At 71.2% G+C, this 13573-nt stretch carries 12 protein-coding genes; 8 read left to right on the plus strand and 4 right to left on the minus strand.

Features of this window, described 5'->3' with window-relative positions; translation table 11 throughout:
* Positions 1-202 (minus strand): response regulator transcription factor (locus tag ACFVYN_RS14050; protein ID WP_389997239.1); only part of this gene is annotated, 202 nt, incomplete at its 3' end.
* Between the two features lie 204 nt (positions 203-406).
* Between ACFVYN_RS14050 and ACFVYN_RS14055 the strand changes: the two genes are divergently transcribed.
* The 4 genes from ACFVYN_RS14055 to ACFVYN_RS14070 all read left to right on the plus strand — a co-directional run bounded on the left by ACFVYN_RS14055 (position 407) and on the right by ACFVYN_RS14070 (position 4967).
* Positions 407-1684, plus strand: a complete 1278-nt coding sequence (locus tag ACFVYN_RS14055) for an aspartate kinase (protein ID WP_389997241.1) — start codon at positions 407-409, stop codon at positions 1682-1684.
* Positions 1684-2763, plus strand: a complete 1080-nt coding sequence (locus tag ACFVYN_RS14060) for an aspartate-semialdehyde dehydrogenase (RefSeq protein ID WP_389997243.1) — start codon at positions 1684-1686, stop codon at positions 2761-2763. The genes ACFVYN_RS14055 and ACFVYN_RS14060 overlap by 1 nt, the downstream gene beginning before the upstream one ends.
* Before the next feature lie 375 nt (positions 2764-3138).
* On the plus strand, positions 3139-3804 hold the full coding sequence (locus ACFVYN_RS14065) for a SigE family RNA polymerase sigma factor (RefSeq protein ID WP_389997246.1): 666 nt from the start codon (positions 3139-3141) through the stop codon (positions 3802-3804).
* Positions 3805-3935: 131 nt separating this feature from the next.
* Positions 3936-4967: a hypothetical protein gene (locus tag ACFVYN_RS14070; protein WP_389997250.1), complete on the plus strand. Its 1032-nt coding sequence runs from the start codon at positions 3936-3938 to the stop codon at positions 4965-4967.
* Between the two features lie 50 nt (positions 4968-5017).
* Here the strand turns inward: ACFVYN_RS14070 and ACFVYN_RS14075 are convergent, their stop codons facing one another.
* Positions 5018-5827, minus strand: a complete 810-nt coding sequence (locus tag ACFVYN_RS14075) for an SURF1 family protein (protein WP_389997253.1) — start codon at positions 5825-5827, stop codon at positions 5018-5020.
* A 156-nt stretch (positions 5828-5983) separates the two neighbouring features.
* Between ACFVYN_RS14075 and ACFVYN_RS14080 the strand changes: the two genes are divergently transcribed.
* Positions 5984-7798 carry a prolyl oligopeptidase family serine peptidase gene (locus ACFVYN_RS14080; protein WP_389997256.1) on the plus strand — a complete coding sequence of 605 codons (1815 nt, stop codon included), beginning with the start codon at positions 5984-5986 and terminating at the stop codon, positions 7796-7798.
* A 181-nt stretch (positions 7799-7979) separates the two neighbouring features.
* On the opposite strand, the gene ACFVYN_RS14085 is transcribed toward ACFVYN_RS14080, so the two are convergent.
* Entirely contained in the window at positions 7980-9821 is a 1842-nt protein-coding gene (locus ACFVYN_RS14085; protein WP_389997325.1) for an NAD-binding protein, read from the minus strand.
* Between the two features lie 224 nt (positions 9822-10045).
* On the opposite strand from ACFVYN_RS14085, the gene ACFVYN_RS14090 reads away from it, so the two are divergent.
* The 3 genes from ACFVYN_RS14090 to ACFVYN_RS14100 all read left to right on the plus strand — a co-directional run bounded on the left by ACFVYN_RS14090 (position 10046) and on the right by ACFVYN_RS14100 (position 13129).
* Positions 10046-11071: a permease gene (locus ACFVYN_RS14090; protein WP_389997259.1), complete on the plus strand. Its 1026-nt coding sequence runs from the start codon at positions 10046-10048 to the stop codon at positions 11069-11071.
* Positions 11068-11778, plus strand: a complete 711-nt coding sequence (locus tag ACFVYN_RS14095; protein ID WP_389997261.1) for a TIGR03943 family putative permease subunit — start codon at positions 11068-11070, stop codon at positions 11776-11778. Before ACFVYN_RS14090 ends, ACFVYN_RS14095 begins: the two co-directional genes overlap by 4 nt.
* Positions 11779-11893: 115 nt before the next feature.
* Positions 11894-13129: an amidohydrolase family protein gene (locus ACFVYN_RS14100; RefSeq protein WP_389997264.1), complete on the plus strand. Its 1236-nt coding sequence runs from the start codon at positions 11894-11896 to the stop codon at positions 13127-13129.
* Positions 13130-13279: 150 nt separating this feature from the next.
* Here ACFVYN_RS14100 and ACFVYN_RS14105 read toward each other — a convergent pair.
* Positions 13280-13573: WD40 repeat domain-containing protein (locus ACFVYN_RS14105; protein ID WP_389997267.1), on the minus strand; the 294-nt coding region annotated here is incomplete at its 5' end.

Consider the following 13573-nt stretch of genomic DNA (forward strand, 5'->3'; position numbering starts at 1 on the left):
CGCGCTCGCGCAGCGCCCTGCACACGTCGAGGCCGTCGGTGTCGGGCAGACCGAGATCGAGCAGGACGACGTCGTAGGGGCCCTGGTGGCCGAGGGCGGCCGCGCCGGTGGAGACCCACTCGACCTCGAAGCCGTACCGGATCAGGCCCCGTCTCAGGGACTGGGCGACCGGCTCATCGTCTTCCACCAGGAGTACGCGCACAAGCCGCACCCTAATCCTTGAAACTTAATTCACAGGGGTCACACGGGTTTCACTTGTCCGTGTGACGCGGTGCACTTTTCCCCAGGTCCGCGGATGGGCATGCGCTGACCTGGGCGTGCGAGTCTCACGATGCGATACCGCGGAGGTGAAATTCGGGCGCTCGTTAAACTGAGCCGACACACACGGACTGAGCGAGGAGCGCACGTGGGCCTTGTCGTGCAGAAGTACGGAGGCTCCTCCGTAGCCGATGCCGAGGGCATCAAGCGCGTCGCCAAGCGAATCGTCGAAGCGAAGAAGAACGGCCACCAGGTCGTCGTCGTCGTTTCCGCGATGGGCGACACGACGGACGAGCTGATCGATCTCGCCGAGCAGGTATCTCCCATGCCTGCCGGGCGTGAGTTCGACATGCTGCTGACCGCCGGAGAGCGGATCTCCATGGCGCTGCTGGCCATGGCGATCAAAAACCTGGGCCACGAGGCCCAGTCCTTCACCGGCAGCCAGGCCGGCGTCATCACCGACTCGGTCCACAACAAAGCCCGGATCATCGACGTCACGCCGGGCCGGATCCGCACGGCCCTCGACGAGGGCAACATCGCCATCGTCGCCGGCTTCCAGGGCGTCAGCCAGGACAAGAAGGACATCACCACGCTCGGGCGCGGTGGCTCCGACACCACCGCCGTGGCGCTCGCGGCCGCCCTCGACGCCGAGGTCTGTGAGATCTACACCGACGTCGACGGCGTGTTCACCGCCGACCCGCGGGTGGTGAAGAAGGCGAAGAAGATCGACTGGATCTCCTTCGAGGACATGCTGGAGCTCGCCGCCTCCGGTTCGAAGGTGCTGCTCCACCGCTGTGTGGAGTACGCCCGTCGCTACAACATCCCGATCCACGTCCGCTCGTCCTTCAGCGGACTGCAGGGCACGTGGGTCAGCAGTGAGCCGATCGAGCAAGGGGACAAGAAGGTGGAGCAGGCCATCATCTCCGGTGTCGCGCACGACACCTCCGAGGCCAAGGTCACGGTCGTCGGTGTGCCGGACAAGCCGGGTGAGGCCGCGGTCATCTTCCGTACGATCGCGGACGCCGAGATCAACATCGACATGATCGTGCAGAACGTCTCCGCCGCCTCCACCGGGCTGACGGACATCTCCTTCACGCTCCCCAAGGCCGAGGGCCGCAAGGCCATCGACGCCCTGGAGAAGAACAAGTCCGGCATCGGCTTCGACTCGCTGCGCTACGACGACCAGATCGGCAAGATCTCGCTCGTGGGCGCGGGCATGAAGACCAACCCGGGCGTCACGGCCGACTTCTTCACCGCCCTGTCCGACGCCGGCGTGAACATCGAGCTGATCTCGACCTCCGAGATCCGCATCTCGGTCGTCACGCGTGCCGACGACGTGGTCGAGGCCGTCCGTGCCGTGCACAGCGCCTTCGGGCTCGACTCCGACAGTGACGAGGCCGTCGTCTACGGGGGCACCGGCCGCTGATGTCCGGTATCGCCGGACGGACCGGACGTCCGACGCTCGCGGTCGTGGGGGCGACCGGAGCCGTCGGCACGGTCATGCTCCGGATCCTGTCCCAGCACGCGGACATCTGGGGCGAGATCCGACTGATCGCCTCCCCCCGCTCGGCCGGCCGCAAGCTGGCCGTGCGCGGGGAGCAGGTCGAGGTGGTGGGTCTGACCGAGGGCGCTGAAGAGGCCTTCGACGGGGTCGACGTCGCCATGTTCGACGTACCGGACGAGGTGGCCGCGCGGTGGGCGCCGGTCGCCGCCGCGCGCGGTGCCGTCGTCGTGGACAACTCCGGCGCCTTCCGGATGGACCCGGACGTGCCCCTCGTGGTGCCCGAGGTCAACGGGCACATGGCCCGGATGCGGCCGCGCGGGATCATCGCCAACCCCAACTGCACGACCCTGTCCATGATCGTGGCCCTGGGCGCGCTGCACGCCGAGTTCGGGCTGCGGGAGCTGGTGGTGTCCTCGTACCAGGCGGTGAGCGGTGCGGGGCGGGCGGGCGTCGAGACGCTGCGGCAGCAGCTGTCCCTGGTCGCGGGCACCGAGCTCGGCACGCACCCCGGTGACGTACGGCGGGCCGTCGGCGACAACACCGGGCCGTTCCCGGAGCCGGTCGCGCTGAACGTCGTGCCGTGGGCCGGGTCGCTGCGCGCGGACGGGTGGTCCTCGGAGGAGATGAAGGTGCGGGACGAGTCCCGCAAGATCCTCGGCCTGCCCAGGCTGCCGGTCGCCGTGACCTGTGTGCGGGTCCCGGTGGTCACTGTGCACTCCATGACCGTCCACGCCCGCTTCGAGGGCGAGGTCACCGTCCGCAAGGCGCGCGAGATCCTCGCGACCGCCCCCGGGGTCGTCCTCTTCGACGATCCGGCGGCCGGGGAGTTCCCCACCCCCGCCGACGTCGTCGGCACCGATCCCACCTGGGTCGGGCGGGTCCGGCGGGCCCTCGACGACCCCACGGCGCTCGAACTCTTCGTGTGCGGAGACAACCTGCGCAAGGGCGCCGCGCTCAACACCGCGCAGATCGCGGAGCTCGTGGCGGCCGAGTTCGTGTGACGTGCGTCCCGTGGCGGATGTCCCGTACGCAGTTGTGCCTACGGGAAAAGCCATGGCCATGACCCGAACGCTTTGTAGGATCTGTGTGCGACATGTGGTGCGGCTAATGGTCCGTACCACTTGATCCCGGCGCCTGGGCGTCCGAAGATTTTCCTCCCCGCTCTCCGCAACCGTGCGAAGGGCGGGGAGCGTCTTTGCGAACGCCCTTTCAGGGGGCGCGGGGATGCAGGCGGGGCGTGGGGACGCCTCGGCACTCCGGACACAGGGGAAGAGCGGGTAGGGCATGAGCGCGTTCGACGCACGGTCAGTTGTGCTGCCTGAGAGAAGATGGACGGCCGCGTACAACCCTCACCGGGGTGAGTGTGTCCAACTGGCGTGGCTCAGGTACTCGACTTCCCTGCCGCGCCGAGCGGCGCGGCTGTCCTCAGGCCCCGCAGGCCCGGGGCTCCCGGCGGCATGCCGGTGATCGCCCCTATGCCCGCAGCGCGGCCCGCCCGCGTACCCAGTCAGCGTGACGGAGCCGACAACGCCGAGGCCACAGCGGTAGCCGGCACCACCGTCGATCACCTCACCGAGACCTACCGGGCGCACTACCGCTCCCTGCTGGGTCTCGCCGCCCTCCTGCTCGACGACACCGCCTCCTGCGAGGACGTCGTCCAGGAGGCCTTCATCCGCGTCCACTCGGCCCGCAAACGCGTCCGCGACCCGGAGAAGACGCTCGCGTACCTGCGCCAGACGGTCGTCAACCTCTCCCGCTCGGCCCTGCGCCGGCGCATCCTCGGACTCAAGCTGCTGTCCAAGCCGATGCCCGACATGGCGAGCGCCGAGGAGGGGGCGTACGACCTGCTGGAGCGCGACTCGCTCATCAAGGCGATGAAGGGCCTGCAGCGCCGTCAGCGCGAGGTCCTGGTCCTGCGCTACTTCTCGGACATGACCGAGGCCCAGGTCGCCGATACCCTCGGCATCTCGCTGGGCTCCGTGAAGGCGTACGGCTCCCGGGGCATCGCCGCGCTGCGGGTCGCGATGGAGGAGCCGGTGTGAGCGGCGAAGGTGATTCCGAGGGACGGCGCCACGAGCCTTACGCGTGGCACGAGCCGACCGGGGAAGGCAAGCACGAGCCGACCTGGGCGGCGCGGCAAGAGCACAAGCAATCGCACGCTGGGAACGGAACTGTGAATCACGGCCTGGACGATCTGAGCTCCACGGGGGAGTTCGACTCGGACGAGCTGGCACTGCGACGGCTGCTGCACCAGGCGGTTCGGGAGATGGAGCCGCGCGACGGCACCCTGGACCATCTGCGCAAGGCGGTGCCCGCCCGGCGGGCACGCAAGAGGCAGGCCGTCGTCGGCATGGCGGCCGCGGCCCTCTTCTTCGGCACCGCGATCCCCGCCGTCGTGCACGTCTCCTCCACCGGCACCAGTGCCAACACCTCCAACGCCGGCCACGCCTCCCAGGCGCAGGGCGGCGCGGGCCAGGGCAGGCAGGAGGACGGTGGCGGGTCCACCTCCGGCGGCTCCTCGGGCAAGACCCAGGACAAGGGCAAGGGCACGCCGAAGGGCGAGGACAAGGGCAAGACCGCGGGTGCGAGCACCGGCGCGAGCAGCGGCACCGGCCCGTCCGCCACGACCGCCTCGAGCGCCCCGGTCTGTACGGCCGCGCAGCTCGGCACCCCCACGGCGAGCACCGCGGTGCCCGACGCCTCCGGCACGGTCTACGGCGCGTTCCACATCACCAACGGCTCCACCGCCGCCTGCACGGTCAGCGGTCCCGGCACCGTGACAGTGAGCGCGCAGGGCGCGGCCGACAGCGGCAAGATCAGCCCGGCTCGGCACGTGTCCGGTGACGCGGCCTCGGCCGGGCTGCCCGACCCGTCCCAGGAGGTCTCCCCGCTGCTGCTCCAGCCGGGTTCCTCCTACGACGTGAAGTTCGCCTGGGTGCCGTCCGAGACCTGTCCCACCACGGAACCCTCGACCGACCCCACCCCGGACCCGACGACCTCCCCGGACGGCTCCAGCGGCGACGGCGGTTCCTCCACCGGCGGCGACACCGGCACCTCCACCCAGCTCCTCACGGCGGACGGCACCGTCGACGGCAGCGTCCTGGTGACGAACACGGCGGAGGGCGGCGGGCCCTCGGTGTCTACGACGGTGTCCAACGCGTGCGCGGGGATCGTGTACTGGACGGGCGTGCTCACCTCGTCGTGACGGCGTGAACGGGCCCCGGCGGGGCGACGGGCGTCGGGGGACGCCCGGGTTCAGGCGCTCGCCTTCTCCTGCGGCTGCTCCCGGGACCGCTCCCCGTCGTCGTCCGGGAGGATCCCCAGCTCCGCGTCCCGGAGGAACTCCACCTCGCGGCGCACCAGACGGAACCACATGAAGACCACGAAGCCGGCGAAGACGAACCACTCGCCGGTGTAGCCGAGGTTCTGGAAGGCCTTGAGGTCCAGCCCGCTGTCGGCGGGCGCGGTCGCCGGTACGGCCTTCATCCCCGAGTCACCGGTGTTCAGGGTGACCCACGCGTCGTACACGTCGTAGGGCACGAGGTTGATCAGGGAGGCCGCGCTGATCGCCGCGGTCTGCCCGGCCGGAAGGCCGCCCTGCGCACTGACGCCGTTGTCCCCCGGGGTCTCGGAGGCCTGCAGCGCACCGGTGACGGTGACCTCGCCCTTCGGCGCGGCCGGGACCTTCGCGGCGTCGGGGGTGCCCGGGAGCCAGCCCCGGACCACGGGCAGGGCCTTGCCGCCGTCGGTGCGCAGCAGCGTCAGGACGTAGTAGCCCTCGCGGTCGTCGAGTTGCCGGTCGGGGACGAGCAGCTGCCTGTCGTACCGGCCGGTCGCGGTGGCCTGCTTGCCGGAGGTCGCCTTGTTCACCGGCAGCAGCTCGGCCAGCGGTCGCGCGGCCTCCCGCTCGTCGGTGACGACCGACTGCTCGGCGTCCCGGCTCTCCGACATCCGGTCCTCGAACCGGCTCAGCTGCCACGAGCCCATGAAGAGGCAGAACGGGATGGCGAGCAGCACGAAGACGTTGATGCCGAACCAGCGGGGCGTCAGCAGAAACCGGTACACACTCCCACGGTACGGGGCCGCCGGGGGCCCCGGGGGCGCGGGGTCGGTACCGCCGGTGAGGACGGAGATGGCGTGCGGGTAAGCGGCTGGTAGAAGTTGTCCACAGGCTGGGGACCTCGTCTACGGATTGTCCGTGAGGGCAGGCAGTATGGGGTCATGACTGAGAGCAACGGGTCCGCCGCGGCCGGGCGGAACAACGAGATGCCGGACTGGGAGAAGCGCTTCCGGGCGCCGCGGGTGTCGCTGCCCGACTGGGCGGAGGACGCCCCCGACCGCTCCCTGTTCGTGTCCAACGCCACGGGGACGTACGAGCTGTACGCCTGGGACCGGGCCACCGGCATCCAGCGTCAGGTCACGGACCGGCCCAACGGCACCACGGACGGCGTGCTCTCCCCGGACGGCGCCTGGATCTGGTGGTTCGACGACAAGGACGGCGACGAGTTCGGCGTCTGGCGCCGCCAGCCCTTCGAGGGCGGCGAGGACGAGCTCGCCGCGCCGGGCCTGGAGGCCTCCTACCCGGCGGGCCTGGCCCTGGGCCGGGACGGGCGTACGGCGGTCGTGGGCCGCTCGACGGACGACGAGGGCACCACCATCCATCTCGTGCGCACCGGCGAGGACCCGGTGGAGATCTACCGCCACCGCGAGTCGGCGGGCGTCGGCGACCTCTCCCACGACGGCTCGCTGATCGCGATCGAGCACACCGAGCACGGCGACGCGATGCACTCGGCGCTGCGCGTGGTGCGCCCCGACGGCAGGGCGGTCGCCGAACTCGACGACACCGAGGGCGGCACGGAGGAACTGGGCCTGGAGGTCCTGGGCTTCGCCCCGGTCGACGGCGACACCCGGCTGCTCATCGGCCATCAGCGCCGGGGCCGTTGGGAGCCGCTGGTGTGGGACGTGGCCACGGGCGAGGAGAGCGACCTCGCCCTGGACCTGCCCGGTGACGTGGGCGCCGAGTGGTACCCGGACGGCACGGGCCTGCTCATCGCGCACAGCTTCGAGGCGCGCAGCGAGCTCTTCCGGTACGACCTGGAGAGCGGCAAGCTGGAGAAGGTCCCGACCCCGCCCGGCTCGGTCTCCGGGGCGACGGCCCGTCCCGACGGCAGCGTGGAGTACCTGTGGTCCTCGGCCGCCGAACCGTCGGCGGTGCGCTCGACGACCGGCGAGGTGGTGCTGGACCCGCCGGGTCTGAAGTCCCCCGGTTCGGTGCCGGTGCAGGACGTGTGGGTGGAGGGGCCGGGCGGCCGGATCCACGCCCTGGTCCAGAGGCCGGCGGGGACGACGGGACCGCTGCCGACGGTCTTCGACATCCACGGCGGCCCGACCTGGCACGACAGCGACTCGTTCGCGGCGGGCCCGGCGGCGTGGGTCGACCACGGGTACGCGGTCGTCCGGGTCAACTACCGCGGTTCCACGGGATATGGGCGCGAGTGGACCGACGCGCTCAAGCACCGGGTCGGCCTGATCGAGCTGGAGGACATCGCGGCGGTCAGGGAGTGGGCGATCACGTCCGGCCTTGCCGACCCCGACCGGCTGATCCTCACCGGGGGTTCCTGGGGCGGCTACCTCACGCTCCTCGGCCTCGGCACCCAGCCCGACGCGTGGGCCCTCGGGATCGCGGCGGTGCCGGTCGCCGACTACGTGACGGCGTACCACGACGAGATGGAAGCGCTGAAGGCCATGGACCGGACACTGCTGGGCGGTACGCCGGAGGAGGTGCCGGAGCGGTTCTCGGCGTCGTCGCCGTTGACGTACGTGGATCAGGTCAAGGCCCCGGTGTACATCTCGGCGGGCGTCAATGACCCCCGGTGCCCGATCCGCCAGGTCGACAACTACGTGAAGCGGCTGGAGTCCCGGGGGGCGGTGCACGAGGTGTACCGGTACGACGCCGGGCACGGCTCGCTGGTGGTGGACGAGCGGATCAAGCAGGTGAAGCTGGAACTGGACTTCGCGGAGCGGTATTTGGGGTAGCGCCGGAAGGTATGTGGTCTGCGGGTTCGTTGTGGCCGGTCGCGCAGTTCCCCGCGCCCCTGAGTGGGTGCACTCGAAGTCGGCCGAGCTGTACCCACTCAAGGGGCGCGGGGCTGTGACATCAGCGGCTCCGCCGCGGGGCGCGACCAGCCCCCACGGCGCCGCACCCCGCAACGAACGACTATGTCCCCGCCCGCTCCCGTCCCCTGCGCCCCAGCAACTCCGCCAACCCCCGCCGGGTCGCCGCCAGCACCACCCGGTCCGACGCCTGAAGCACGTAGGTGTCCGGCAGGTCCCAGACCAGGCCCGGGGCGTCCCCGGACTCCTCCCGCGCCAGCACCCGCCAGGACCCCGCCCGAAACGCCTCGCCGACCGTCCGCCCCTCCAGCTGGGGATGCCCGCCCACATCCACCGCGGCGAACAGCAGCACACGCCGCTCGACCGGGAACGCCCCCAGGATCTGTCGCCCCATCATCGCGCCGGCGAAGGCGGGGGCGGCCAGGTGGGAGACGCTGCGGCTGCGCGTGGATGCACGCGGGTGCGCGGCCCGCAGGGTGCGGTACACCGCGGTCGCGAAGTCGTCGTCGTACAGCCGCAGCACCACCCGCAGGTCGGGCCGCACGGCCCGGGCGTACAGCACCGCCTCCAGGTTCGTCGTGTCCGCGCTGGTCACCGCGAGCAGGGCGTGCGCGCGGTGGATCTTGGCGGCCTCCAGGACCCCCTCCTGGGTGACGTCCCCGAGCACCACCGGCACCCGCAGCCGCCGCGCCGTGGCCAGTCCCCGGGCCTCGGGGTCGGACTCGACGCACACCACGGGGATGTTCAGCTCCCGCAGCCGGGTCAGCACCCGGGTGCCGATCTTGCCGAGCCCGAGGAGCACGACATGGCCGCCGAGACCCCGGGGTGGTTTGCGCAGGGAGGACGCGGTGCGGAAGGTGCCGAGCGCCTCCAGGACCGCCGCGAGGAGCACCGGAAGGAGCAGCAGTCCGGCGAGCCCGGACAGGAGCTGGAGGATCTGCCGCCCGACGGAATCGCCGATCGCGGGGTCGTCGATCGCGAACAGGTCGAGCAGCGTCAGATAGAACGCGCTCAGCGGATGGATCCTGGTCACCACCCACAGCGCGACGGCGAGCGCGACCACACACCCCACCATCCCGGCGAGCGACCACCGCAGCCGCCGGGAGAACAGCGAGGCGAACCAGGGCATCACACCCCGCCCGTCGGGCAGCGAGGGCCCGGCGTAGGACACCTGCTCCAGCACGACGGTCGCGCGTCCGCCGCCGTCCCGTACCGCTGCCGCGTCCGGCAGCAGGGTCGGGCCCTGGTCGCCGGCCGCCCCGGCACTGTCGGTCGGCGAGAGCAGGGCGAGCGTGGCAAGGCCCGGATCGGGGCTCACCCCGTCCCCGGCGGGTGGCCGTTCGACCGCCCGCAGCAGCAGGCCGCCGGTCTGCAGGACCTTGCTGGTGCCGGTGAGGGCGGTGGCGGCCAGCGCGGGCGCGGCGGTGTCGGCGTCGGAGAGCACGGTCGTGGAGGCGTCGAACCCGGTCCCGTCGGCCGGGCCGCCGGAGGCCAACGCGGCGGCCTGGTCGAGGAGTTCCTCGATGTGCTGGCCCAGGCGCCGGTTGTAGAGCCGCAGGACCAGCCGCAGCCGGGGGTTGAGGCGGCGGGCGGTGAGGGCGGCGCGGATGTTGGTCTCGTCGTCGTCGTAGACGAGCGCGAGCGCGTCGGCGCGTTCCACGCCCGCCTCGGCGAGCGCCGTCTCGCTCGGCTCGGCGGCCTCCATCAGCCGTATGCCGCCCGGGGGTTCGCCGGTGGGGACAGGACCTGCGCCGTTGCCGGCCCGGCCGGCGGCGCGGGTCACCACCCGGTCGAGCAGCGCGGACGCCGACCGGGCCCGCACCACCACCGGCGGTCGCACCAACCGTTCGGAGGCGGGCACGACGAGCGTGACCTGCTCGCCGTAGACCCCTCTGAGCTCGGCCGCGAGACGGTGCGCGAGCCCGTCGTCCCCGCACACCACCATGTGCGCGGCGGCGTCACCCGGCAGCCCTGGACTCTGGTTCGGAACGCTCCCCACGAGGGAGAAGACTGCCTCACCGGGACGGGTGGTGCCATGTCCGGGTCCCGCGGGCCCCTTCGATGTGCCAAGAATTCCCCAAACCCCCGCGCACTCTGAGCAAACGGACCTTCCCCGCCGTACGCACCAGCAGGGGAAACCAGCACCTCACCTCCGGAGGGATCCCGGCTGTGGCCGTCATCACCAAAGCACCCCCGCCCACGCGGGACACCGGCGAGGACCGCAGTCCGCCGCCGGACGCGGAAGCGCGGCGCCTCGACTCGCCCCTCGTGCTGACCCTGTTGATGCTGCTGGTGGTGCTGCTCCAGGGTCCGATCCGGGGAGCCCTTGGCGCCCCGGTCATGCAGAGCTGGATGACGGTGTTTGTCGCCGTGCTCGTCCAGGCGCTGCCCTTCCTGGTGCTCGGGGTGCTGCTGTCGGCGGCGATCGCGGTGTTCGTGCCGCCGTCGTTCTTCGCCCGCGCCCTGCCGAAGAACCCCGCCCTCGCGGTGCCGGTGGCCGGGGTGGCGGGCGCGGTGCTGCCGGGCTGCGAGTGCGCGTCGGTGCCGGTGGCGGGCGCGCTGGTCCGGCGCGGTGTCACCCCGGCCGCTGCCCTCGCCTTCCTGCTCTCCGCCCCGGCGATCAACCCGATCGTGCTGACGGCGACCGCCATCGCCTTCCCGCGCGATCCCGAGATGGTCGTGGCCCGGCTCGTCGCGAGCCTGCTGGTGGCGTGCGCGATGGGCTGGCTGTGGCTGCGCCTGGGCCGCACGGACCTGCTGAAACCGCCGGCCCGCCACGCGTACGAGGGCCAGAGCAAGGGTGCCGCCTTCTGGGGCTCGGTCCGGCACGACGTGACGCACGCGGGCGGTTTCCTGGTCGTGGGCGCGATGGCGGCGGCGACTCTGAAGGCCGTCGTCCCGCAGACCTGGTTGCATACGGCGGCGGAGAACCCGGTGATCGCCGTGCTGGCCCTGGCCGCGCTCGCCGTGGTGCTGTCGATCTGCTCGGAGGCGGACGCGTTCGTGGCGGCCTCGCTCACCCAGTTCTCGCTGACCGCGCGGCTGACCTTCCTGGTCGTCGGCCCGATGATCGACCTCAAGCTGTTCGCGATGCAGACGGGTACCTTCGGCCGCGCCTTCGCCCTGCGCTTCGCCCCCGCCACCCTCGCCCTGGCGATCGTGGTCTCGGTCCTGACCGGGCTGGTGATGCTGTGAACCGGCAGGCCCAGTCGGCGGTCATGTTCCTCCTCGGCGCGGCCCTCCTGCACGCGGGCCTGACCGACCTCTATCTCCGCTACGTCAAGGCGGGGCTGCGCCCGCTGGTCCTGGCGGCCGGCGTCGTCCTCATCGCGACGGCGCTGGCGACGGCCTGGTACGAGTGGCGCAACAAGGGGCCGGGAGAGGAGCACGCGCACCGCGAACCCCGCGTCTCCTGGCTCCTGGTCCTCCCCCTCTTCGCCCTGATCCTCGTCGCCCCGCCCGCCCTCGGCTCCTACAGCGCCATGCGCACGGGTACGGCCCTGCAGCAGTCGTACGGCTATATGAAGCTCCCGGCGAGCGGACCCCTGCGGCTCGGTCTCGCCGACTACGCGGGCCGCGCGGTCTACGAGCACGGCCGGGGCCTGGCCGGACGGCAGATCACCATCACCGGGTTCGTCGCCCTGGACCACTCCGGCACGCCCTACCTGGTCCGCATGGCCCTCAACTGCTGCGCGGCGGACGCCCAGCCGGTCAAGATCGGCCTCACCGGACAGGTCCCGCCGGTCCTCAAACCGGACGGCTGGCTCCAGGTCACCGGCACCTACACGGCCAAGCGGACCAAGGACACGGTGAACGGCCGCCCGATCCCCTACCTGGAGATCACGGAGGCCAAGCCGGTCCCGACGCCGCACGACCCGTACGACGAGACCTGGAACAACTGACAGCGGCCGCCCTCGGCAACCGGTGCGCCGAACCCCCTGATGGCCCTTGCCGTCGTAGGGCCCTCCCCCTAGCCTGCATCTGACGACCCATCAGATACCGGCTAGGGGGCAGGCAATGGCCGTCACCACCGAGAGCGGAACCGGAACCGGACCGGGCACCAGGGACATCCCCAAGGTCATCAGCGTCGACGATCACGTGATCGAGCCCGCGCACCTCTTCGAGACCTGGCTTCCGGCGAAGTACCGGGACAGGGGGCCGAAGCCGCTCACCGCCGGCATCGGGGACCTCGCGTACGTCGGCGGGAAGTACCGGTTCACCACCGATCCGCAAGGCCAGCTCACGGACTGGTGGGAGTACGAGGGAGACCTCTTCCCGTACAAGCGGATCATCGCGGCCGTCGGTTTCTCGCGGGACGAGATGACCCTCGACGGGATCACCCGCGAGCAGATGCGGCGGGGCTGCTGGGATCCCAAGGCGAGGGTGGCGGACATGGAGATGAACCATGTCGAGGCCTCCCTGTGCTTCCCCACCTTCCCGCGGTTCTGCGGACAGACCTTCGCCGAGGCCAAGGACAAGGAGGTCGGGCTCGCCTGTGTGCGCGCCTACAACGACTGGATGGTCGAGGAGTGGTGCGGGGACAGCGGCGGCCGGCTGATCCCGCTGTGCCTGATCCCGCTGTGGGACGTCGAGCTCGCGGTCGCGGAGATCCGCCGCAACGCCGAACGGGGCGTGCGGGCCGTCACCTTCAGCGAGATCCCGACCCACCTGGGGCTGCCGTCGATCCACTCCGGCTACTGGGACCCGTTCTTCGCCGTGTGCGAGGAGACCGGGACGGTCGTCAACATGCACATCGGCAGCAGCTCCCAGATGCCGGCCGCGTCCCCCGACGCGCCGCCCGCGGTCCAGGCGTCCCTGTCCTTCAACAACGCCATGGCCTCGATGATGGACTTCCTCTTCTCCGGGGTCCTGGTGAAGTTCCCGCGGCTCAAACTGGCGTACAGCGAGGGCCAGATGGGCTGGATCCCGTACGCCCTGGAACGCGCCGACGACGTCTGGGAGGAGCACCGGGCCTGGGGCGGCGTCAAGGACCTGATCCCGGAGCCGCCGTCGACGTACTACTACCGGCAGATCTTCTGCTGCTTCTTCCGGGACAAGCACGGCATCGAGGCCATCGAGACCGTCGGCGTGGACAACGCGACCTTCGAGACCGACTACCCGCACGTCGACTCGACCTGGCCGCACACCAAGGAGGTCGCGTGGGAGCACGTGGCCGATCTGTCCGAGGACGTGACCTACAAGCTGCTGCGGGGCAACGCGATCCGGATGCTCGAGCTCGGCTTCGACAAGTGAGCGAGTCCCGCACATGAGAAGACCCGACCGCTGGCGACGGGGGATGCACCAGCGGTCGGGCTGTGGCCAACACTAACAAGGCGGAGGGAACAGCGGGAGCGGACTGCTCAGGCGGGTGGAGAAGTTGTGATCGGGATCACGTAACGGGTGCTAGTCGCAGGGAGGGTCGTACGAGAGCCGGGGGATGTATTCCTGCCACTCCTGGCGGGTCAGGACGTTCCGGGTGGTGGCGCAGATGCGGCTGATCGCGTCGTCGACGTCCAGGTCCCACAGCCGGATGGTGTCCGCGCCGCTGGAGATCCCGAGCATGCGGCTGTCGGGGCTGAAGGACAGGAAGCTGCCGGTCTTGGCGCTGGGGCTCATCGACTGCCCGATGGGCCCGGCCGCGGACGGGTCGGCCACGTCCCAGAGCCGGACCGTGTTGTCGTTGCCGCCGCTGGCCAG

Origin of the sequence: Streptomyces sp. NPDC058307 (genome assembly GCF_042880295.1) — a bacterium.
Classification (GTDB): domain Bacteria; phylum Actinomycetota; class Actinomycetes; order Streptomycetales; family Streptomycetaceae; genus Streptomyces.

Coding starts and splice junctions, on each gene's coding strand:
- ACFVYN_RS14085 (WP_389997325.1), bottom strand. CDS start 9,821: ATGGTGGTGTGCGGGGACGACGGGCTCGCGCACCGTCTCGCGGCCGAG.
- ACFVYN_RS14080 (WP_389997256.1), top strand. CDS start 5,984: ATGACTGAGAGCAACGGGTCCGCCGCGGCCGGGCGGAACAACGAGATG.
- ACFVYN_RS14060 (WP_389997243.1), top strand. CDS start 1,684: ATGTCCGGTATCGCCGGACGGACCGGACGTCCGACGCTCGCGGTCGTG.
- ACFVYN_RS14100 (WP_389997264.1), top strand. CDS start 11,894: ATGGCCGTCACCACCGAGAGCGGAACCGGAACCGGACCGGGCACCAGG.